This is a genomic window from Ciceribacter lividus (genome assembly GCF_003337715.1).
In the GTDB taxonomy this organism is placed as follows: domain Bacteria; phylum Pseudomonadota; class Alphaproteobacteria; order Rhizobiales; family Rhizobiaceae; genus Allorhizobium; species Allorhizobium lividum.
In genome coordinates this window covers 40,098-60,451 of sequence record NZ_QPIX01000005.1, presented here as the reverse complement: position 1 = coordinate 60,451, position 20,354 = coordinate 40,098, and the positions used below count along the sequence as shown (strand labels likewise).

Annotated in this window: 22 protein-coding genes; 11 read left to right on the top strand and 11 right to left on the bottom strand. The window is 63.5% G+C overall.

The genetic code is table 11. The annotated features are described in order from the left end of the window. Window positions 1-59 precede the first annotated feature (59 nt). Genes DFR48_RS10215 through DFR48_RS10200 form a run of 4 tightly spaced genes read right to left on the bottom strand, consistent with a single transcriptional unit; the run spans window position 60 to window position 1,808 of the window. Window positions 60-458 (bottom strand): hypothetical protein, encoded by a 399-nt coding sequence (locus DFR48_RS10215; protein WP_114363063.1) that lies wholly within the window; start codon window positions 456-458, stop codon window positions 60-62. Then, on the bottom strand, window positions 455-778 hold the full coding sequence (locus DFR48_RS10210) for a ubiquitination-like system serine protease family protein (RefSeq protein WP_114363062.1): 324 nt from the start codon (window positions 776-778) through the stop codon (window positions 455-457). The genes DFR48_RS10215 and DFR48_RS10210 overlap by 4 nt, the downstream gene beginning before the upstream one ends. Further along, window positions 775-1,014 (bottom strand): hypothetical protein, encoded by a 240-nt coding sequence (locus DFR48_RS10205; protein ID WP_114363061.1) that lies wholly within the window; start codon window positions 1,012-1,014, stop codon window positions 775-777. The genes DFR48_RS10210 and DFR48_RS10205 overlap by 4 nt, the downstream gene beginning before the upstream one ends. Next, window positions 1,011-1,808 (bottom strand): N-acetylmuramidase family protein, encoded by a 798-nt coding sequence (locus tag DFR48_RS10200; protein ID WP_114363060.1) that lies wholly within the window; start codon window positions 1,806-1,808, stop codon window positions 1,011-1,013. The genes DFR48_RS10205 and DFR48_RS10200 overlap by 4 nt, the downstream gene beginning before the upstream one ends. 74 nt (window positions 1,809-1,882) lie before the next feature. On the opposite strand from DFR48_RS10200, the gene DFR48_RS10195 reads away from it, so the two are divergent. Beyond that, window positions 1,883-2,551: a pseudaminic acid biosynthesis-associated methylase gene (locus tag DFR48_RS10195; RefSeq protein WP_245415580.1), complete on the top strand. Its 669-nt coding sequence runs from the start codon at window positions 1,883-1,885 to the stop codon at window positions 2,549-2,551. On the opposite strand, the gene DFR48_RS10190 is transcribed toward DFR48_RS10195, so the two are convergent. Next, complete coding sequence (locus tag DFR48_RS10190) at window positions 2,552-2,950, bottom strand: hypothetical protein (RefSeq protein ID WP_147273525.1); 399 nt, start codon at window positions 2,948-2,950, stop codon at window positions 2,552-2,554. A 1-nt stretch (window position 2,951) separates the two neighbouring features. After that, window positions 2,952-3,692, bottom strand: a complete 741-nt coding sequence (locus tag DFR48_RS10185) for a hypothetical protein (RefSeq protein WP_114363057.1) — start codon at window positions 3,690-3,692, stop codon at window positions 2,952-2,954. Here DFR48_RS10185 and DFR48_RS10180 point away from each other — a divergent pair. The 4 genes from DFR48_RS10180 to sseA all read left to right on the top strand — a co-directional run bounded on the left by DFR48_RS10180 (window position 3,691) and on the right by sseA (window position 8,516). Then, a complete protein-coding gene (locus DFR48_RS10180; protein ID WP_114363056.1) occupies window positions 3,691-5,139 on the top strand; it encodes a cryptochrome/photolyase family protein in 1,449 nt (482 codons plus the stop codon). The genes DFR48_RS10185 and DFR48_RS10180 overlap by 2 nt on opposite strands. 139 nt (window positions 5,140-5,278) lie before the next feature. Next, window positions 5,279-6,316, top strand: coding sequence for a cysteine synthase A (locus tag DFR48_RS10175; protein ID WP_114363055.1), 1,038 nt, complete (start codon window positions 5,279-5,281; stop codon window positions 6,314-6,316). Between the two features lie 10 nt (window positions 6,317-6,326). Continuing rightward, window positions 6,327-7,064 carry an alanyl-tRNA editing protein gene (locus tag DFR48_RS10170; protein ID WP_114363054.1) on the top strand — a complete coding sequence of 246 codons (738 nt, stop codon included), beginning with the start codon at window positions 6,327-6,329 and terminating at the stop codon, window positions 7,062-7,064. 18 nt (window positions 7,065-7,082) lie between these two features. Continuing rightward, complete coding sequence (gene sseA / locus DFR48_RS10165; RefSeq protein ID WP_114363053.1) at window positions 7,083-8,516, top strand: 3-mercaptopyruvate sulfurtransferase; 1,434 nt, start codon at window positions 7,083-7,085, stop codon at window positions 8,514-8,516. Window positions 8,517-8,532: 16 nt separating this feature from the next. On the opposite strand, the gene DFR48_RS10160 is transcribed toward sseA, so the two are convergent. Further along, window positions 8,533-9,363, bottom strand: a complete 831-nt coding sequence (locus DFR48_RS10160) for a DUF4344 domain-containing metallopeptidase (RefSeq protein WP_114363052.1) — start codon at window positions 9,361-9,363, stop codon at window positions 8,533-8,535. 166 nt (window positions 9,364-9,529) lie between these two features. Here DFR48_RS10160 and DFR48_RS10155 point away from each other — a divergent pair, with 166 nt between their 5' ends. After that, on the top strand, window positions 9,530-10,000 hold the full coding sequence (locus DFR48_RS10155; protein WP_114363051.1) for a DUF1203 domain-containing protein: 471 nt from the start codon (window positions 9,530-9,532) through the stop codon (window positions 9,998-10,000). 108 nt (window positions 10,001-10,108) lie between these two features. Here the strand turns inward: DFR48_RS10155 and ald are convergent, their stop codons facing one another. Further along, window positions 10,109-11,227, bottom strand: coding sequence for an alanine dehydrogenase (gene ald, locus DFR48_RS10150; protein WP_114363050.1), 1,119 nt, complete (start codon window positions 11,225-11,227; stop codon window positions 10,109-10,111). Between the two features lie 155 nt (window positions 11,228-11,382). On the opposite strand from ald, the gene DFR48_RS10145 reads away from it, so the two are divergent. From DFR48_RS10145 to DFR48_RS10135, 3 genes are all read left to right on the top strand, one after another. Next, on the top strand, window positions 11,383-11,844 hold the full coding sequence (locus DFR48_RS10145; protein ID WP_114363049.1) for an Lrp/AsnC family transcriptional regulator: 462 nt from the start codon (window positions 11,383-11,385) through the stop codon (window positions 11,842-11,844). Between the two features lie 93 nt (window positions 11,845-11,937). Further along, window positions 11,938-12,276: a PilZ domain-containing protein gene (locus DFR48_RS10140; RefSeq protein WP_114363048.1), complete on the top strand. Its 339-nt coding sequence runs from the start codon at window positions 11,938-11,940 to the stop codon at window positions 12,274-12,276. Window positions 12,277-12,507: 231 nt separating this feature from the next. Continuing rightward, window positions 12,508-14,493 carry a bifunctional 2',3'-cyclic-nucleotide 2'-phosphodiesterase/3'-nucleotidase gene (locus DFR48_RS10135; protein WP_114363047.1) on the top strand — a complete coding sequence of 662 codons (1,986 nt, stop codon included), beginning with the start codon at window positions 12,508-12,510 and terminating at the stop codon, window positions 14,491-14,493. A 27-nt stretch (window positions 14,494-14,520) separates the two neighbouring features. On the opposite strand, the gene DFR48_RS10130 is transcribed toward DFR48_RS10135, so the two are convergent. Further along, window positions 14,521-15,786, bottom strand: coding sequence for a GGDEF domain-containing protein (locus DFR48_RS10130; protein WP_114363046.1), 1,266 nt, complete (start codon window positions 15,784-15,786; stop codon window positions 14,521-14,523). A gap of 241 nt (window positions 15,787-16,027) precedes the next feature. After that, window positions 16,028-16,351, bottom strand: a complete 324-nt coding sequence (locus tag DFR48_RS10125; protein ID WP_114363045.1) for an HlyU family transcriptional regulator — start codon at window positions 16,349-16,351, stop codon at window positions 16,028-16,030. Between the two features lie 101 nt (window positions 16,352-16,452). Here DFR48_RS10125 and DFR48_RS10120 point away from each other — a divergent pair, with 101 nt between their 5' ends. Then, the gene (locus tag DFR48_RS10120) at window positions 16,453-17,499 is read left to right on the top strand and encodes a glycerophosphodiester phosphodiesterase family protein (protein ID WP_114363044.1); all 1,047 of its coding nucleotides are present in this window, start codon (window positions 16,453-16,455) and stop codon (window positions 17,497-17,499) included. Here DFR48_RS10120 and ilvA read toward each other — a convergent pair. Beyond that, a complete protein-coding gene (gene ilvA, locus DFR48_RS10115; RefSeq protein WP_114363292.1) occupies window positions 17,492-18,742 on the bottom strand; it encodes a threonine ammonia-lyase in 1,251 nt (416 codons plus the stop codon). The genes DFR48_RS10120 and ilvA overlap by 8 nt on opposite strands. A gap of 98 nt (window positions 18,743-18,840) precedes the next feature. Here ilvA and DFR48_RS10110 point away from each other — a divergent pair, with 98 nt between their 5' ends. Then, window positions 18,841-20,295 (top strand): TrkH family potassium uptake protein, encoded by a 1,455-nt coding sequence (locus DFR48_RS10110; RefSeq protein WP_114363043.1) that lies wholly within the window; start codon window positions 18,841-18,843, stop codon window positions 20,293-20,295. Window positions 20,296-20,354: the final 59 nt, after the last annotated feature.

Genomic DNA, 20,354 nt, shown 5'->3' with positions numbered 1-20,354 from the left:
CCCTTTGGTCCTAGAGATGTCGGCTGGTCGGTCGTCTGCATTCACGCCGTGGGCGGTAGCTACCGCCGCCCTCTGATCACCGCCGCGATCGCCCAGAAGCTGCCGGTCACACCCTGAAGCCCGAAGAGCGAAAGGAGGATTGTGGCCTGCCATTCATCCATCGGCGCCGGCAAGCGCGGGATACCCCATGAAACGCCGGTCAGCATGGTGTCGAGGGTCACCAGAGCGAGGTGCAGCGCGAGCGGCCAAGCAACGAGTGCGATCGCCACGCGCATTTCCCAAAAACCGGCGGTGGCGCGCCGTATCTCGGTCGCCTCGCGGCGCGCCTCGATCTGTCGGTTGATGTCGGCAATCGCCGCATCGGCGATCACCCGCTTTTCGTCGCTGTCGGCCGTAAGCTTGGCCTGCCAGGCTTTCAGCAACCCGCCAGTCAGTGCGTTGAGGACGAGAGCTATCATAAGTCGCCGCTATCGAAATCAGGTAGGTCGACCGTCTGCCCTGCAAGCGCATGGGTGCAGTCACCGAGAAACTGGATACGGCCATCACGCACGAAGGAATGGCAGGAAGGTGCCCTCGGATTGTGATGTCGGCCCGGCGCGTTGACGAAGATCGAAGGCGTGAAGGTCGGCGCATCCGGGTTCCCGTTGTAGCCCCAGATCGGCCCTTGCCGATTGGGTGCATCCTCGACGGTGATCGCGTGCGCGCCGCCGCACCCCGGACACCAGAACATGACCCGTCCACCCTCGACGTTCCGAAGCTTCCTCGAGATCGCACTCATCGCCGTTTGCTTCGGCTGACACTCGCCTCGAGGTCGGTCTTGATGACGGCTGGGCGCGGACGGAGCCAGATGTTGATCAGGAAGGCGAGCGCGACGATCCAGCGCTGATATTCCGCCGGCACGACGGCAAGTATCTCGGGCGAGTTCAGGAGGTCCGGCAGGATGACGGCGAGCGCGAGGACCAGGTTGACGATCCAGGTGCGAAACCGGACGACGGCTTCAATCAGCTTTTTCATTTCTTCGGTCCTTTCAGGAGAGCCGCGATGGCGTTGACGAGGGCGGTGATCCAGTCGGCCTTTCCGGCCTGCCGGTCGATCACGGCGGGCGCGGCCGCAGGCGGCGTTGATGCCGGCGCCGGCACGGGAGCAGGTGCAACAGGTTTCGGCTGGACAGGTGCTGCCGGCTTGCTGTCGACAGACGAAGGAATCGGCGTGTCGCGGATATTCGACCACTTGGCATAGGCGGCCGCGAGCTTCTCGTCGTACCGGTTGATGCGATAGTTCTCGCCGTTGTAGCCGCGGGCGAAACCGGCCCAGTCATGGCGCCGCAGCTCGTCGTCGAGCCTGGAGTTGCGGATGAAGTTCACTGCCGCTCGCAGGTGCGCCTCCTCGTCGTCCATGAAGGCGCGCACCATGGCCTCGACGCTGTCATAGCCGGCAAGCTTGCAGTTGAACCCCATGACCTGTGCGAGACCCCACGAGCAGGACAGAAGCGCGGCATGCTCGTCGATCTCGATTGCCCGCCGGAGCTTGCCATACTGCTCGCTTTCCTTGCCGTAGCCGCCCGGCTTCGGGCTGGCGAGACCGGCGGCAACGGCGGCTTTGCGCTTCTCCGGAGCGACATACTTGTAGAACTTGTGCCGCTCGAAGAGGATCTTCGGCCGGCCCTGCGCATCGAAGCCGGACCCGCGCGTCTCCGCCTCGATGAAGGCATGGATTTCATCCTCACCGACGCCGATCTGAAGGCCGAGCAGCGGCAGATCGGCGTCGTCGATCCGCCTGGCCCGGCCCTTGAAACCGTTCCAAGTCATGATGTTCTATCCTTGTGTTGAGAAGATCAGATCAGTGAACGCGCCGACCGGCGTGCACGGCTTGCATCTTCGGATTGTTCGACGTATCTAAATCTGCCAATCACGAGATGCATGGAGGCAGCCCGTTGTCGTACGTCACAGCGCAGGAAGATTTCTGGGCCGGAGAATTTGGCGACCTCTATATTGGCCGCAACGCCGGAACTCATGAGATCGCCGCAAAAACAGCAATGTTCGCCAGAATTCTTAGTCGGACGAATGGCGTCGCATCGGTCCGGGAGCTCGGCGCCAATATCGGCCTCAATCTTCTGGCAATCAGGAATCTTCTGCCGTCGCTCGATCTGCAGGCCATCGAAATCAATACGGCGGCGCACGACGAACTCGCCAGGATTCCCGGCATACGGTCGGCATGCGGATCTCTGCTAGATGCCGTCGACTGGCCACAGGTGGACATGGCCTTCACTGCCGGCGTGCTGATCCACGTCAACCCGGACCAGTTGCCGACGGCGTATCAGCGGCTGGTCGAAGCCAGTCGCCGATATGTGCTGGTGGCGGAGTACTACAACCCGTCACCGACTGCGATACCTTATCGCGGGCACTCCGACAGGCTGTTCAAGCGGGACTTCGCCGGAGAGATACTCGAAGCGTATCCGTCGCTGCATCTGGTCGATTATGGCTTCATTTACCACCGGGACCCGCTGTTCCCGACGGATGACATCACCTGGTTCCTGCTCGAAAAGCGCTGATCAGGACCATCCCTCGATTGGCACAGAACACTGAAACGAGACAGTATCACCACTGGCCGCCAGCGAGCTTCCGGGCACTTGGGACATACCGGACCGGACGGATGAAGACTGCCCGAACTTGATCACATTGTCGCCACCAAGCGCGAGCGTCGTCGCAACAAATGCACCGGTATAGGATACGGACCCACTACCGACATGCTGAAGCGCAGTGAGCGCGCGGTCGACGGTCAAACCGCCGTTTACACCGTTGAAGCCGGGAGACATCGTGGCAAAGTCACCCGTGGACGTATCCGGCCCCACGCGTTCGCCGCGTCGCCGCATGGCCATGAAATCGCTGACCTGCTGGCACTCGCCGTGCTGCGTCGTAACACCACGATCGACGAGATCGGAGATCCGCACGTCATAGCCCGCCGCCTCGAGCGGCCGCAGGATCGCCCCCCTTGCCGACGCTCGGCTCGAGGACATGCGTGGTGAAGCTTTCGAGCGCCAGCAGTGTGCGCACGGCCTCGATCGGCGTCTCGTAGAGGTCTTCGCCGCGCTCGTCCTTCGTCGCCGTCTTCGTACCGATCGCGTGGCCTGCTGCGCGTTTCAGCCCCGCCCGGCTCGGCTCCAGCCCCTCGTCGAGACGCGCCTCCACCACCCGCTCGATGAAGCCGGGCTCCGCCCGCTCGGCATTGCGGATGCTGCGGGCCTCATGCAGACGCCGCTTGTCGATCCCAACCTCTTCGAGCGTGAAACGGTCCTCGTCGTGGACCGTTTTCTGCCGGCCGCCGCGCGAAAGCTTGCCGTTCACCTGCGCCTCGTCCACCGCATCGGCCATGGCCACGTAGCAGAGGCTTTCGATCTTCAGAGCGTCAGCCTGCATGCGCCGCGCCTTGTCGATCAGCTCGCGGCTCGCCTTTACCTTTTCGGCATAGGCGCCCGCCGCCTTCGCCTGCTCATAGGCCCCGGAGGAGAGCAGCAAGGCCGCCTCAACATCGCCGGCGGAAAGCGCCGTGCGCGCCCGCTCGATCGTGGCGACGAGTTCGGAGCTACGAAATGAGCAGCCTCCACACCCGCCGCCAGCGGGAAGGTTCCGCCATAGCCCCTTGCCATCCATCTCGTATAAGATAGCGCCAGGAGCACCCGCGAGACGGAACATGCACGATCCAGGCGGCACCCCGGTCATTCTCTGGTTCCGCAAGGACCTGCGATTCGACGACAACCGCGCACTCGCCCATGCGGCCGCAACGGGGCGGCCGGTGCTTCCCCTTTACATTCGCGAACCGAACAACGGACCGCTCGGCGCCGCTCAGTCCTGGTGGCTGCACCACTCGCTTGTCGCCCTCGGCCACGCGCTGGAAAGACTCGGCAGCCGGCTTCTGCTCCGCAGCGGCGCTCCCCAAGCGATTCTGTCGGACCTGATCGCCGAGACCGGCGCGACCGAAGTCCTCTGGAACCGACGTTACGATCCCGCGGGAATCGAATCGGATACGGACCTGAAGTCGACGCTTCGCTCCGACGGGGTCGCGGTGCACAGCTTTTCCGGCCAGCTGCTGCACGAGCCGTCGCGGATGAAGACGGGCACAGGCGGCTTCTATCGCGTCTATACGCCGTTCTGGCGCGCCTTCGAGGCGTCCGGAGAGCCCGAGGACCCGATCGAAGCGCGGAGCACCCTGCCCGCGCCGGCCGAATGGCCGGACACCGAGACGCTTGATGATTGGCACCTCCTGCCGGCGAAGCCGGACTGGGCCGCGGCATTCCGCGAGGTCTGGGCGCCGGGCGAAGCCGGCGCCCGCAAGCGGCTGGAGGCTTTCGTCAGGACCGGGCTCGCAGGATATGCCGTCGGCCGCGACTTCCCGGCCGAACCGCATGTCTCCATGCTCTCGCCGCACCTCGCCCTCGGCGAAATCTCCCCGGCACGGGTGTGGCACGCGACGCGAGGACTTTCAGGGAGCGTCCCTGCCGAGGACGTCACCAGCTTCCGCAAGGAGCTCGTCTGGCGGGAGTTCGGCTATCACCTGCTCTTTCACTTTCCTGCGCTCGCACGCCGCAACTTTTCGGAAAAGTTCGACGGCTTCCCGTGGCGGAACGATCCGGAAGGGCTGCGGCGGTGGCAGCGCGGCGAGACCGGTTACCCGATCATCGATGCCGGCATGCGCCAGCTCTGGCAGATGGGCTGGATGCACAACCGTGTGCGCATGATCGTCGCCTCCTTCCTCGTCAAGGACCTCCTGATCGACTGGCGCGAGGGCGAGCGCTGGTTTCGCGACACGCTCGTCGATGCCGATCCGGCGTCGAATGCCGCGAGCTGGCAATGGGTCGCCGGCTCCGGCGCCGATGCCGCCCCCTTCTTCCGCATCTTCAATCCGGTCAGCCAGGGCGAGAAATTCGATCCCGACGGCGCCTATGTCCGCCGCTTCGTGCCGGAGCTGAAGGCACTCCCGGACAGGTTCATCCACAGGCCTTTCGACGCGCCGCTTTCAGTGCTCGAAGACGCCGGCGTTTCCCTCGGCAAGACCTATCCACTGCCGATCGTCGACCACAAGGCGGCGCGCGAACGGGCGCTCGCGGCCTTTCGCGGGCTCGCGGGTCCGTCGGCCGGATAGATCGCGCTCGCGGCCAATCGCCCGCAAAGCACGGTTTTTCTATACAGGCGCTCCACCGCGGAACCGAATTCCTTGTCTTCTTCGTCTTGAGATTTGAAAAGTCGCTCCTTAATCTTCCGACAAAGAGAAGGCTCATCCCATGGCATTTCATCCCTCCGTCCTCGAGGCGATCGGCAACACGCCGCTCATCCGGCTGAAGAACGCCTCGGAGGCGACCGGCTGCACCATTCTCGGCAAGGCGGAGTTCCTGAACCCCGGCCAGTCGGTCAAGGATCGCGCCGCCCTCTTCATCATCCGCGATGCCGAGAAGAAAGGCCTGCTCGCGCCCGGCGGCGTCATCGTCGAAGGCACGGCCGGCAATACCGGCATCGGGCTGACGCTGGTCGCCAGGGCGCTCGGTTATCGGACCGTGATCGTCATTCCCGAAACCCAGAGCCAGGAAAAGAAGGACGCGCTGCGTCTGCTCGGTGCCGAGCTCGTCGAGGTTCCGGCCGTTCCCTACAAGAACCCGAACAACTACGTCCGGCTCTCCGGCCGCCTCGCCGAACAGCTCGCAAGGACGGAGCCGAACGGGGCGATCTGGGCAAACCAGTTCGACAACACCGTCAACCGCGACGCTCATGTCGCGACCACCGCGCGCGAGATCTTCGCGCAGACCGACGGCAAGGTGGACGGTTTCATCTGCGCCGTCGGCTCGGGCGGCACGCTTGCCGGCACCGCCGCCGGCCTGCGGGCGCTGAAGCGCGACGTCAAGATCGGCATCGCCGATCCCGAAGGCGCCGCCCTCTACGAATACTACCGGAACGGCGAACTGAAATCCTCCGGCTCCTCGATCACCGAGGGAATCGGTCAAGGCCGCATCACCGCCAATCTCGAAGGCTTCACACCCGACTTCGCCTATCAGATCCCCGATTCGGAAGCGCTGCCGGTTATCTTCGATCTCGTCGAACAGGAGGGGCTCTGCCTCGGCGGCTCGTCGGGCATCAACATCGCCGGTGCGATCCGCCTTGCCCGCGAGCTCGGTCCGGGGCATACCATCGTGACCATGCTCTGCGACTACGGCAACCGCTACCAGTCCAAGCTCTTCAATCCAGCCTTCCTTGCGTCGAAGGCCCTGCCGGTGCCCGGCTGGCTCGAGACGCAACCCGAGTTCGATCTGCCCTTCGAGGCCGCATAAGCGAGAAACCATGCCGACCACCGCTCTCTATCGCGACGACTTCTATCTTTCGACCTGCGAGGCGGTGGTGACGGCGGTCAACGAGGACGGCAGCATCGAATTTGACCGGACCTGCTTTTACGCAACCTCGGGCGGCCAACCCGGGGACACCGGCTTTCTCGAACGCGCCGACGGTTCCCGGATCACGCTCGACGTCACACGGCACGGTGCGACGAAGGACATCATCCTCCACATGCCGGCGGAGGGGCAGGATCTTCCGACGGCCGGAGAAACGATCGTGATGCATGTCGACTGGCCGCGCCGGTACAAGCTGATGCGCATGCACACGGCCTGCCACTTGCTCTCGGTCGTCTGCCCCTTCCCGATCACCGGCGCCTCCGTCGGCGAGGACGAATCGCGTGTCGACTTCGACATGACGGAGACGATCGACCGCGACGCGGTGACGAAAGAGCTGATGCGGCTCGTTTCGGAAAACCATCCGATCTTCGTACAGTGGATCACCGACGACGAACTTGTCGCCAATCCGGGCATCGTCAAGTCGAAGAACGTGCGCCCGCCGGTCGGCATGGGCCGGGTGAGCCTCGTCTGCATCGGCGAAGACTCCGCCGTTGACAGCCAGCCCTGCGGCGGCACACATGTTTCCGAGACCCAGGAGGTCGGGGCGATTCACATCGCCAAGATTGAAAAGAAGGGCAAGGAGAACCGCCGGTTCCGCATCCGTTTCGGAACACCGGACGCCCTTGCCTGACGGCAACGGGAGAAAACCATGCCTGCGGAGAAAAGTCGCTTCGTCGTGTCCGCCGATTGGGTGGAAAAGCAACTCGGTGCGCCGGAATTCAGGATCGTCGACGCGTCTTGGTACCTGCCCGCACAGGGCCGCAACGGCGCGGTCGAATATGCCGCCGGGCACATTCCGGGTGCAGTCTTCTTCGACCAGGACGTGATCGCCGACCAGACGACGGGGCTGCCGCATTCGCTTCCCTCGCCGGAGCTCTTTGCCGAAGAAGTCGGAAAGCTCGGCATTTCGGCGACCGACACCATCGTCGTCTACGACGGCCCGGGCATCTTCTCCGCCCCGCGCGTCTGGTGGATGTTCCGCGTCATGGGGGCCCGCAGCGTCTACGTGCTCGACGGCGGGCTCGACGGCTGGAAGGCAGAAGGCCGGCCGCTCGAAACCGACCTGCCCGAACCGGCCCCGGCCAACTTCGCCACCAGCTTCCAGCGTGAACGGCTGACCTCGTTCGCGGAAATGCAGGAGATCGCCGACACCGGCTCGCGGCAGATTGCCGATGCCCGGCCGGCCGGTCGCTTTACCGGCGAGGAACCGGAACCGCGCGAGGGCATGCGCTCGGGACACATGCCCGGCGCCCGCAGCGTACCGGCGCTTTCGCTCTCCGAGGGCGGGCACCTGAAGGACCTCGCCAAGCTTCGCTCGATCTTCACCGACGCCGGCATCGATCTCGCAAAGCCGGTCGTCACCAGCTGCGGCTCCGGCGTGACGGCGGCAGTGATAACGCTCGCGCTCGAATCGCTCGGCCATCGCGACAATACGCTCTATGACGGCTCCTGGTCGGAATGGGGTGGCCGCGCCGAAACGCCGGTCACCACCGGCCCCGCCGGACCGGTCGCACCGAGGGCACATGGTCCGCTTCGCGCGCACGTCACGCGGCTCGAGATGACGGCACCGCCGAAGACGAGCCTGCCGGTCCCTGTCAACATCCAGACCGCGATCATGCGGGCGGTCGAGATTCCGCTGCCCTTCTACCGCTTCCTGCAGCGCCAGGTCGGTGGACGCTGGCATTGGCACGCCCGGCTGCGCATGAACGACGCCGAACTGCGCGCGATCGTCCACGACCCGAAGGTCAGCATCAACGTTCTCTACGTCAACGGTGCACCGGCCGGCTTCTTCGAACTGGCACAGAAGAACGATGACGTCGTCGAGCTTTCCTATTTCGGGCTGATGGAGCACGTGCTCGGCATGGGCCTCGGCAAGTGGTTCCTGCTGCAGGCGCTCTATCTCGCCTGGCAGAACGATCCGAAAAAGGTGACGGTCACAACGAACACGCTCGACCATCCGCGCGCCCTGCAGCTCTATCAGCGTTTCGGCTTCTCGCCGGTCGAGACCTTCGACGCGCTCGTCGAGCCGCTCACCGAGGAAGAACTGCTTCAGATGATCCGCCGGGACGCGGCCTCCTCGTGAGGCCGCGCCGGTTCCGTCATTCCGCCTTGTTGAGCAGGTAGTCGGCGATCAGCGTCATGTGCATCTGCGCAAGCTCGTAGCAATAGGTGAGCTCGCGTTCGCCCGGATGCCAGAAGGCATTCGGCTGGCCGCAGGCCTTGGCCGTGACGCGGATTCCGTCCTTCAGCTTGTAGCTTTCGGCAAACACGTCGCGCACGACCTCGAGCAGTCCTGCCGACTGGATCATGGAGGCATAGGCGGCGAGTTCCTCGTCGGCGACCTTTTCATAGGTCACCTTCATGTCGGCCTTCTTGCCGTCGGTCCTGTTGTAAGGCGCAAGCAGGCTCACCCAGCTCTGTGCCGTCTGCGCGTATTCGACGGCGCATTCCTCACGCCGCTCCTGCGGGAAGTCGATCGAGTCCGCAAACTGCTTGAAGCCCTCGGCGTCGTTGCCGACCATCATGCAGACCATCTGGTAGGCACGCTGCTCGTCGAGCCCGTGACTGTCCCAGAAGGCGAGCTCGTCACCGTTCTCGGCACTCTTGTCGCTCGCCAGGAACCAGCCGTCCGCCGAATCCGTGATCGCCTGGTCGAGCGTCTCGTCATGGGCCTCGAGAAGCAGGATCGACGACAACGCATCGACGGCGTCTTCCTCACGGCCGAGAACCGGCACGCCGAGTTCGGAAACCAGCATGTGGCCAGCTTCGTGGAAAAGAACGAAGATCGCGTTGCCCGTGACGAAATTGATCGCCTCGGTCATCTGCTCGTCGTTGAGCTTGCCAAGATCGAGCACCTCTTCCGACCGCGCGGCATGAGGTACAGCAAACGCGACACAGGCGAGCGCCGCACACATAAGTTTTCTGCGCATAATTCCCCCGAATTCTACAGCCCGAATTCATTGCATAGTGCATCCGGGCACGCGGCGGCAATCTGCGGAAATAGCCAAATCTGGGCGGAATTTTTCACAAGTCGGCAGGAAACGGGTGGCCTGGGAACGGCGGTGTCGGAAAATGGCGGCATAGAAAGGAGACACCATGTCCATGATCCAATTTTCCGCCTTATCGTCCACCTCCGCAGCCGGCTATCGCGAGGGAGAGGCCGACGCCTATGGCCTCGCCCCGGAGCGACGCGTTTCCGACGGCGACGGCGTTCCCTGCCGTCACTGCCTGCGCCTGGTCGGCGCCGGCGAGCCTTATCTCACGCTGGCACACCGCCCCTTCCCCGCACTCCAGCCCTACGCGGAGACCGGGCCGATCTTCCTGCATGCCGAGGCCTGCGAGCGTTATGACGGCGGCGATACGCTACCGCCGATCCTGCGGCACCCGAGCTACATCCTGCGCGGCTACGGCGACAACGACCGGATCGTCTACGGTTCCGGCGCCGTCGTGCCGCGCGAGGAGATCAGGCAGTATGCCGCCGAACTTCTCGAACGGGACGACATTGCCTACGTGCACGTCCGATCGGCCAGCAACAACTGCTACCAATGCCGTATCGACCGGGCATGAGTGGAAACGCGAACGACCGGCCAGAGACTGGCCGGTCGTGAAGCCCGCAGGAACATCCTGCCATCTTATTAACGTTACGGAATGTCTACGCCGAGGCGCAGGCTTACGTTACGCGACGTTCAGCACCATCTCCGGCGCGTGCATCTCATAGCCGAGCGCTTCCGCGACCGGGCGGTTGGTGATGCGTCCGCGATGCACGTTGAGGCCGTTGCGCAGGTGCCGGTCTTCGGCGAGGGCACGCAGGCCGCGGTCGGCGAGCGCCAGACCGTGCATGAGCGTGGCGTTGTTCAGCGCCTCGGTGGACGTGACCGGCACCGCGCCGGGCATGTTGGCGACGCAGTAATGCACGACGCCGTCGACTTCGTAGGTCGGATGCGAATGCGTGGTCGCATGCGAGGTCTCGAAGCAGCCGCCCTGGTCGATGGCAACGTCGACGATGACGGCTCCCTTTTTCATGCCCGAGAGCATTTCGCGGGTGACGAGCTTCGGCGCGGCGGCGCCCGGGATCAGCACGGCACCGATCACGAGGTCGGCGGCGAAGACGGCCTGCTCGAGGCTGTCGATCGTCGAATAGAGCGTGCGCACGCGGCCGGCGAAGATGTCGTCGAGCTGGCGCAGGCGCGGCAGCGAGCGGTCGATGATGGTGACTTCGGCACCGAGGCCGGCCGCCATGCGCGCGGAATGCAGGCCGACGACGCCACCACCGATGACGGTGACCTTGCCCGGAAGCACGCCCGGAACGCCGCCGAGCAACACGCCGCGGCCGCCATGCGCCTTCTGCAGCGCGGTGGCCCCTGCCTGGATCGCCAGACGACCGGCGACTTCAGACATCGGAGCGAGCAGCGGAAGGCCACCGCGCTCGTCGGTCACGGTTTCGTAGGCGACGGCCGTTACACCGGATTCGAGCAGGCCCTTCGTCTGTTCCGGATCGGGAGCGAGGTGGAGATAGGTGTAGAGGATCTGGCCTTCACGCAGCTGCGACCATTCCGACGGCTGCGGTTCCTTGACCTTCACGACCATGTCGGCACGGGTGAAGATGTCCTTGGCCGAGGCGACGATCTCGGCACCCGCCGCGATGTAGGCATTGTCGTCGGCGCCGATGCCGCCGCCCGCGCCTGTCTCGATCAGCACCTTGTGGCCGTGCGCCACGTATTCGCGGACGGCACCGGGGGTCAGCCCGACCCGGTACTCGTGATTCTTGATTTCCTTGGGGCAGCCTACGAGCATTTTCGTTCCTCTCTTGCCGGCGTTTTCGCCACGGGTGATTTGACCCCGAATTTGAAACACCGAAGACGCAAAATGTCCTTGCAAATTTCAATTTTGACCAGCATTAATTTCGCGCATTATTGCACGCAAAGACAGGTTCATCGAAGGATATTCGAATGCAGGAACTAGACGCGATTGATCTTGCGATTTTGAAGGCACTTCAGCAAAACGGTCGCATGACCAATGCTGAGCTCGCCGAAAAGGTCGGGCTGAGCGCCTCCGCCTGTTCGCGGCGTCACGACATCCTCGAACGCTCGGGTGTGATCAGCGGCTATCACGCGCGGCTGTCGAACAAGGTACTCGAATACAAGATGATCGCAATCGTGCACATCTCACTTTCGGGTCAGTTCGCAAAAACGCTTTCCGATTTCGAGGCAGCAGTGAAGCGGTGCCCGAACGTCCTTGTCTGTTATCTGATGTCGGGAGAATACGACTATATCCTTCGCGTCGCGGCCAAGGACCTCGAGGATTACGAGCGCATCCATCGCGACTGGCTGTCGGCCCTGCCGCATGTGGTGAAGATCAACTCCAGCTTTGCGCTCCGCGAGATCATCGACCGGCCGAATGTCGGCCTTTGACGCATATAACAACAATTTTAGCAGCAAGATTCAACGTCCGGCAAAGAACTCCTCCTAAGGTTGCGTGTCGAAGGCAACATTCCCGGAGGAACCATGAAGAAGTCCAACCTGAACATGGAGACGCGCCGCTCGCCGCGGCAGCGGTGCCGTGTCGACAGCAAGGTCAGGTATTTGCAGCAGGAAGCTGCGGCGCGGATGGTCGACGTTTCACGCACGGGGCTCGCGCTCGAACTCGCCACGCCGTTTCATGCCGCCGCGGGCAGTACCGTGCAGATCCAGAATGACCATCTCGGGCTGATCGAGGCGACCGTGCGCTGGCGCAGGGCAAGCCGTCTCGGGGTCGAGGTTCTGCGCACGAGCAATGCGCTTGCCCAGATGTCGGCCTATTTCCGACACTTCCACAAGGAAGTCCGGCCCGTCCTCACCCGCTGAACAGCAGGTCCATGACGTTGCACATCGCGTCGGCGAAAAATCATGCCCGCCGGATTCGGTGCGACGGCGCCCGTATGCTGCGCCGTTTGTGCGCCTGCGAAAGGTGATGTCCTCTGCGGCCCACAAGCCAGGGGTACAACTGACACATGCCTGTCATTTTCTGGATGCAGTTGTGCCCAAACGGCTCTAGTCTTGCCCGTCGCGAGGACAGCCACCGGAGGAAGACCCCACATGTCCCTGTCTGATCTGCATCCCATTTCCCGACGCAGCCTCCTCGGAGGCTTTGCAGCGACCACCGCCCTCATCGTGCTCCATCCCTTCGCGGCCCGGGCGAACGGCAACCAGGCGCACCTGCGACTGATGGAGACGACGGACATCCACGTCAACGTGATGCCGTACGACTATTATGCCGACAAGCCGAACGACACGATGGGGCTTGCCCGCACAGCCGCAATCATCGATTCGATCCGCGCCGAGGCCGGAAACTCGATGCTGATCGACAACGGCGACCTGCTGCAGGGCAATCCGATGGGCGATTACATGGCCTATGAAAAGGGCATGAAGGCCGGGGACCTGCATCCGATCATCAAGGCGATGAACGTGCTCGGTTACGACTGCGGCACGCTCGGCAACCACGAGTTCAACTACGGCCTGGACTTCATGTTCAACACGCTGGGGGGTGCGAACTTCCCGATCGTCTGCGCGAACCTTACGAAGGGCATGCTGGCCGAAGATCCGACGAAGGACGACCTCCATTTCAAGCCCTACACCATTCTCGACCGAAAGATCAGAGACGGCGCCGGCAACGAGAACACGATCCGCATCGGCTTCATCGGCTTCGTCCCGCCGCAGATCATGGTATGGGACGCCAAGAACCTCGACGGCCGGGCGCAGACCCGCGACATCGTCGAGGCGGCGCGCGCCTGGATTCCAGTGATGAAGGAGGAAGGCGCCGACATCGTCGTCGCACTTTCCCATTCCGGCATCGACGGGCACGGCCAGAGCGAGCGCATGGAGAATGCCTCGCTCTATCTCGCCGGCGTCGCCGGTATCGACGCGGTCTTCACCGGCCACCAGCACCTCGTCTTTCCTGGCCCCAAGACCTGGGACGACGTGCCCGGCGCCGACCCGGTCAAGGGTACGTTGCTCGGCAAGCCGGCGGTGATGGGAGGCTTCTGGGGCTCACATCTGGGGCTCATCGACCTCCTGCTGGAAAAGGACGGCGCGAGCTGGAAGATCGTCGACTTTACATGCGAGGCGCGACCGATCTACCATCGCGACGACAACCGGAAGGTCATCGCCGACGTCTCCGACAAACCGGAGATCGTCGCCTCCGTCAGTGCCGAGCACGAGGCCACGCTGCAATATGTCCGCACGCCGGTCGGCAAGACCTCGGCGCCGCTCTACTCCTATTTCGCGCTCGTCGCGGACGATCCGTCGGTGCAGATCGTCTCGAACGCGCAGACCTGGTACATCCGCGACATGCTGAAGGAGTCCGAATACAAGGACTATCCGGTCCTCTCGGCCGCTGCCCCCTTCAAGGCGGGCGGACGCGGCGGTCCGGAATACTATACCGACGTCGCCGCCGGCGACATCGCAATCAAGAACGTCGCCGACCTCTATCTCTATCCGAACACGGTGCAGGCGGTGCTGGTGACCGGCGAGCAGGTCAAGAACTGGCTCGAAATGTCGGCGGGGATGTTCAATCAGGTGGAACCCGGTGCGAAGGACGCACCGCTCCTCAACCCGCACTTCCCGTCCTACAATTTCGACGTGATCGACGGCGTCACCTACCAGATCGACCTCTCACAGCCGCCGAAATACGACGGCGACGGCAAGGTCATCAATCCGGAAGCCAACCGCATCGTCAACCTGCAGTTTGGCGGCCAGCCGATCGATCCCGGCCGAAAGTTCGTGGTGGCGACCAACAACTATCGTGCCGGCGGCGGCGGCAAGTTCCCGGAAATCGCAGCCGACAAGGTGATCTTCGTCGCTCCGGACACAAACCGCGACGTGATCGTCCGCTACATTGTCGACCAAGGCCAGATCAATCCGTCGGCCGACGGCAACTGGTCCTTCGCCCCGAACCAGGGCGCCACGGCGATTTTCGAGACGGGGCCGAAGGGTCGACAATACGCTAAGGACATCAAGGGCGCGAAGATCGAGGATGCAGGCGACGGCGCAGAGGGATTTGCCAAGTTCCGGCTGATCCTCTGAAGTTCGGGCAAGGAACCGGCGGCGGCCTCAGATGCCGCTGTCCGGCCTTCCTTCCGTGCGGTTGCGGCCGGCATTCTTCGCCCGGTAGAGGCGGTTGTCGGCGGCCGCGAGGAGGCTGGTGAAGTTCGCGCCGTCCTCCGGTGCCGTCGCGACGCCGATGCTGACGGTAATCGGCTCACCGCCATGGTCGCGGATCCCCGCGGCGATCTCCTGCCGCATGCGCTCCGAGATCAGCATCGCGTCGGCGTGATTGGCCTCCGGCAGGACGACGACGAATTCCTCCCCGCCGTAGCGAAACAGCAGGTCACCGGTGCGGGTGCCGCGATGCAGTTCGTCGGCCACCTCGCGAAGCACGCTGTCCCCATGGAGATGGCCGAAACGGTCGTTCACCGCCTTGAAATGATCGACGTCGACGATCGCAACACTGAGCGCCTTGCGGCGCTCGGCTGATTCCCGCAGCAGGCGTGGCGCTTCGATCTCCATGCGCCCCCGGTCGAAGGCGCCGGTGAGAACATCGCGCCCGGTCCGGGCCAGCAGGTCCTCGTAGCGCTCGCGAAAGGTCAGGTCGGTGAAGATGTCCCGGATCGGACGGCGCGCAAGCACCATGCCGGGGTCACGAAAGAACATCTGATAAAGCGCAAACATCGCCGAATAGAGAAGCGCCGCCACCATCTTGGCTTTCCAGCCGCCCCAAAACACGGCCGCCGGCGCATCGTAGAGATAGGCGAGCAAGCCGTAGAAACCGACCTGGTCGAAGGTGAGCACGAGCGTGCTGCTTGCGGCGATCCTGGTGATCGTCGGTCCGGGGAACAGTCGACCGATCCGTTCGTAGAGCAGGATGAGCGCAAGCGAATCGATATAGAGAAGGGCCGTTCCCCAGAGCATCAGCAGGCCCATCTCACGGAGAAAAGCCACGTCCGCCGTCTGTCCCGGCGTAAGCGACACCGTGTGGTGGAGCAGCAGGAACTGGGCGATGAGCAGGGTTACGGCATTGCCGATGAACAGGCCGTAGATCGGCTGGCGAACCGTTGCGGCGTCCTCCTTGATGTAGAGCATCAGGATCATCACCAGCTTGCCTGCGAAGAAGATCGACGAGCCCGGCGAGACGATGCCGATCGGCAGATCGACGTAGAAGACGGCGGCCAGATAGGTCTCGACGAAGTGTATGACGCCGAGCGCAGTCAGGAACACACCGAGACCGATGCGGTGGCGAAAATGAAGGAGCGTGGTCAGCAGGGTGAAGTACAACACCGCCTCGACCACGAAGAGCGCAAGATTCGTGCCCTGGTTCATCCCCTTTGCCCCTCTTCTCCGGCAACATTCCTACGGTCGAACCGTGTGGTCGCCACGTGGCCCCTCGCTCCGGTACGCCGAATGCGCCTTGAGTCGCTATACTCCGGGGTAGTCTTGGATTCGAAGCTCGGCTTCGCGCAAGCCGCAAAACGCGAAGAACGTCCAAATCCGTCGACTGTTTTGCGACAAAACCGTCGCCGCGATCAAAGCAGGAATAAACCGAGGGATCGAGCGCCGGCCTTCAGACCGGACGCGACCTGACGCCGTCTGCGAAGAGAGCCGTTCCGTTCTGATCGATGATCTGGCGCGCCTTACGGAAGGTGCATTCGAGAGCATCATCGGCGGAGGTGAAGACATCCGCCCGGATGAAGGTGCGCTCCAGCGTTTCCCCGTCGACCACCTTTTCGATGCGGCCGGCCAGGCGATACTGGCTTCCTTCACGGATCGGAGCGGCATGAATGGTGCAGCCGGCATGGGCCTGAGGTTCGGCGGTGGCCGTCGGGGCAGCCTTGTCCTTGGACGCGCCGGAGAAGGCCGAAAAGATGTTCGAGAAAAACGATGCCATGCGCCCTCGTTAGCATATCCGCGCGGCACGAAGAAGGCCCCTGACCACCGAAATGCCGGAATTGGAGCAAGGCTCGTGGCGAACGCGCTCCGGGAGACACCATGATTCGCATCGCCTTGATCGCCTCGACCGTGGTGTTCGCCCTCCTCTGGGGCGTGAACACCAGCCTGTTTTCGCGCTTTCCCGAGGGAGAGGCGCCGCATCTGCTCGCCCATCGCGGCCAACACCAGATGTTCGACCGTGAGGGGCTTACCGCCGAAACCTGTACGGCAGGCCGCATCCGTCCGCCCGAACACGCATTCCTCGAAAACACCGTTCCTTCGATGCGCGCTGCCTTCGATGCCGGCGCCGCTGTGGTGGAGCTCGACGTGCACCTGACGCCCGACGGCGCCTTCGCCGTCTTCCACGACTGGACGCTCGACTGCCGGACCGAAGCGAACGGGGTCACCGAGGAAACACCGATGACGCGGCTCAAACAGGTGGACATCGGCTACGGCTATACCGCGGATGGCGGCAAGACGTTTCCCTTCCGCGGCCAGGGCATCGGCATGATGCCGACACTGACCGAGGCTCTCGATGCGCTGCCGGAGGGCCGCTTTCTCGTGAACTTCAAGAGCCGCCGCGCCGAAGAGGGCGATGCTCTCGCCCGATTGCTGACCTCGCATCCCGCCTATCGCAAGGCCGTGTTTGCCGTCTATGGCGGCGGCGAGCCGACCGAAGCCGCAATTGCGGCAACGCCGGGCCTCAAGGGCTACACGGCGCGGAGCGCCAAGGACTGCCTGCTCGGCTACTTCGCACTCGGCTGGAGCGGATACGTGCCGGAAGCCTGCCGCAATACGCTCATGCCCGTGCCGGTCAATTACGCCTTCCTGCTGTGGGGCTGGCCGGAGAAATTCTACAACCGCATGCAGGCGGCCGGCTCCGACGTCATCCTGCTCGGAGCCTACGAGAAAGGCGATACCGGCAGCGCCGGCATCGATGACGTCGCGACGTGGCGCATGGTGCCCGCCGGCTTCCCGGGCTTCATCTGGACCAACCGGATCGAAAAGGCCCGGACCTACGCCGAGGAAAGCGGCTTCTGTGCAAAGTCCGGCGCGGCCGGCGGCGAATGCCGTTTCGGCGCCCCGCCCTCTCCCACCGTCAGATGATGAGATTGGCGAGAATCTCGTTCTCCGTGATGTCCTCGAAGCCGAGCCCCGCCCCTTCAAAGCGGCCAACGAGTTCCTGGAAGTTCCGCCGGTCCTTCGTCTCGATGCCGATCAGGATGGAACCGAAATTGCGCGCCGACTTCTTCAGATACTCGAAGCGGGCGATGTCGTCGTCGGGTCCGAGCAGGTTCAGGAAATCGCGCAGTGCGCCGGGGCGCTGCGGTAGCCGCAGGATGAAGTACTTCTTCAGGCCCGCATAGCGCATCGCCCGCTCCTTGACGTCCGGCAGGCGTTCGAAGTCGAAGTTGCCGCCGGTGACGATCGCCACCACGGTCTTGCCCCCGATCGCCTCGCGCGGCATGAGGTCGAGGGCCGCGATCGACAGTGCGCCGGCTGGTTCGAGAACCACGCCTTCGATGTTCAGCATATCGGTAATCGTGACGCAGATGGCATTTTCCGGGACCACCCGCACCTGTTCGGGAGCAAAGTGCCTGAGCGCTGCGAAATTGAGATCGCCGATCCGGGCGACCGCCGCACCGTCGACGAAATTGTCGACCTTGGCGAGCGTCACCACCTCGCCTGCTTCGAGGCTCTTCCTGAGGCTCGGCGCTCCGGCAGGCTCGGCAAGCAGGAAGGCCTCCGGCGGCAGCGTGTCGGAAAGATAGCCGGTTATGCCGGACGACAGACCGCCTCCGCCGACCGGAATGGCCAGGAGATCGACCTTTTCGCCTTCCGGCAATTGCTCCTCGATCTCGGCGGCGACCGTCGCCTGTCCCTCGATGATGTCGGCGTCGTCGAACGGCGGCACCATATGGCCGCCGATCGCCTCGACATGCTCGCGGGCGGCCGCGTAGCACTGGTCGAAGATGTCGCCGAAAAGGCGGATGGTGATGAACTCGCCGCCGAAGATGCGGGTCTTGTCGATCTTCTGCTGCGGCGTCGTCACCGGCATAAAGACCACGCCCGGAACACCGAAATGACGACACACGAACGCAAAACCCTGGGCGTGATTACCGGCCGACGCACAGACGAAGGTGGTATTGCCGCCGCCTGCGGCGATAACCTTGCGGAAGAAGTTGAAGGCACCACGAATCTTGTAGGAACGGACCGGCGTCAGGTCTTCCCGTTTCAGGTAGACCCTTGCCCCGAGCCGTGCACTCAAGTGCTCGTTGAACTGCAGGGGAGTTACCGGGAAGATCTCCCGCATGGCTTCTGCGGCCGCCCGCACGTCGTTGCGCGTCACGTCATCCATCCATTGAAAAATTGCGCTTCTCCCGCTATGGCATATGCCCATTGCGGAGACAAAGGTTCTTTCCGCGGCACCGCGAACGGGAGCCCTCATTGAACGCAAGCCTTTTCCGCTTCTCGATATACATCGCCGCCATCTGCGGTCTCTATCTTGCGACGGCGATGCTCATCCCCGCCATGGTGGACCTCTACTACGGCCATTCCGACTGGCAGATCTTTGCGCTCTGCTCGTTCATGGTCGGCGGCCTCTCGCTGATGACGGCGATGGCAACGCGCTGTCCGCCGCCGGTCTTCACCAAACGGCTGGGCTTCCTGCTGGTCAACCTGCTCTGGACCGTCTTTTCGGTGGTCGGCGCTCTGCCGATTCTGTTCTCCGGGCAGGTCACCGGCTTTGCGCAGGCGCTGTTCGAATCGGTGTCGGCGGTAACGACCACCGGTTCCACCGTCATGGCCGGGCTCGATCACATGCCGCCGGGCCTGCTGGTCTGGCGGTCGCTGCTGCAATGGCTCGGCGGCATCGGCATCGTCGCCCTGGGCCTGTTCGTCCTGCCGTTCCTGAGGGTCGGCGGCATGTCTTTCTTCAAGATGGAATCCTCCGATATCGCCGACAAGCCGTTCGCGCGCCTCGCGAGCTTTACCCGGGCCTTCTTCGCGATCTACCTCGGCATAACGCTGCTCTGCACCATCGCCTACGACTTCGCCGGAATGAGCCACTTCGACGCGATCAACCATGCGCTGACCACCGTCGCCACCGGCGGGTTCTCGACCCACGATGCCTCGTTCGCCTATTTCAGAAGCGGGCTCCTGCTGTGGGTCTCGACATTCTTCATGACCGTCTGCAGTCTGCCCTTCTCGATCCTGATCGTGTTCATCGTGCGGGGGCGGCTCGATGCGCTGCGTGACCCGCAGATCGGCGTCTTCATTGCCTATCTTGGCGTCTTCTCCGTCGCGACCGCGGTCTACAACCACCTCATGAATGGAGTGGAATTCGCCTCGGCCCTCACCCACTCCTTCTTCAACTTCTCGTCTGTACTCTCGACGACGGGCTTTGCCAGCCAGGACTATACGCTCTGGGGACCATTCGTGGTGATGGCCGCCTTCTTCGCCACGTTCATGGGCGGATGCTCGGGCTCGACGGCGGGCGGTATCAAATCCCACCGCTTCGTCATCCTCGCCAATATCGTGATGATCGGCCTGCGAAAGCTCATCTACCCCAACGCCGTCTACTCCGTCCGCTACGGCAGCCAGACAGTGGATGCCGACACCCAGCGCACGGTCTTCCTCTTCTTCAGCGCCTATCTGTTCCTGTGGGTCGTCGGCTCCCTGGCGATGAGTGCATTCGGATACGACCTCCTGACGTCGACGTCCTCGGTGATCACCGCGCTCTCCAACGTCGGCCCGGGCGTCGGCGAGATCGTAGGTCCGGCCGGCAACTTCTCGACGTTGAACGAACCCGCACTCTATGTGCTTTCGCTGCTGATGCTGCTTGGGCGTCTCGAGGTGCTGACCGTCCTCGTGCTGCTGATGCCGATGTTCTGGCGCACCTGAAGACGGCCCCTTGACGGGCGGCTCTTTTGGAAGAACTCTCGAAATCATCGGGCGCGGGA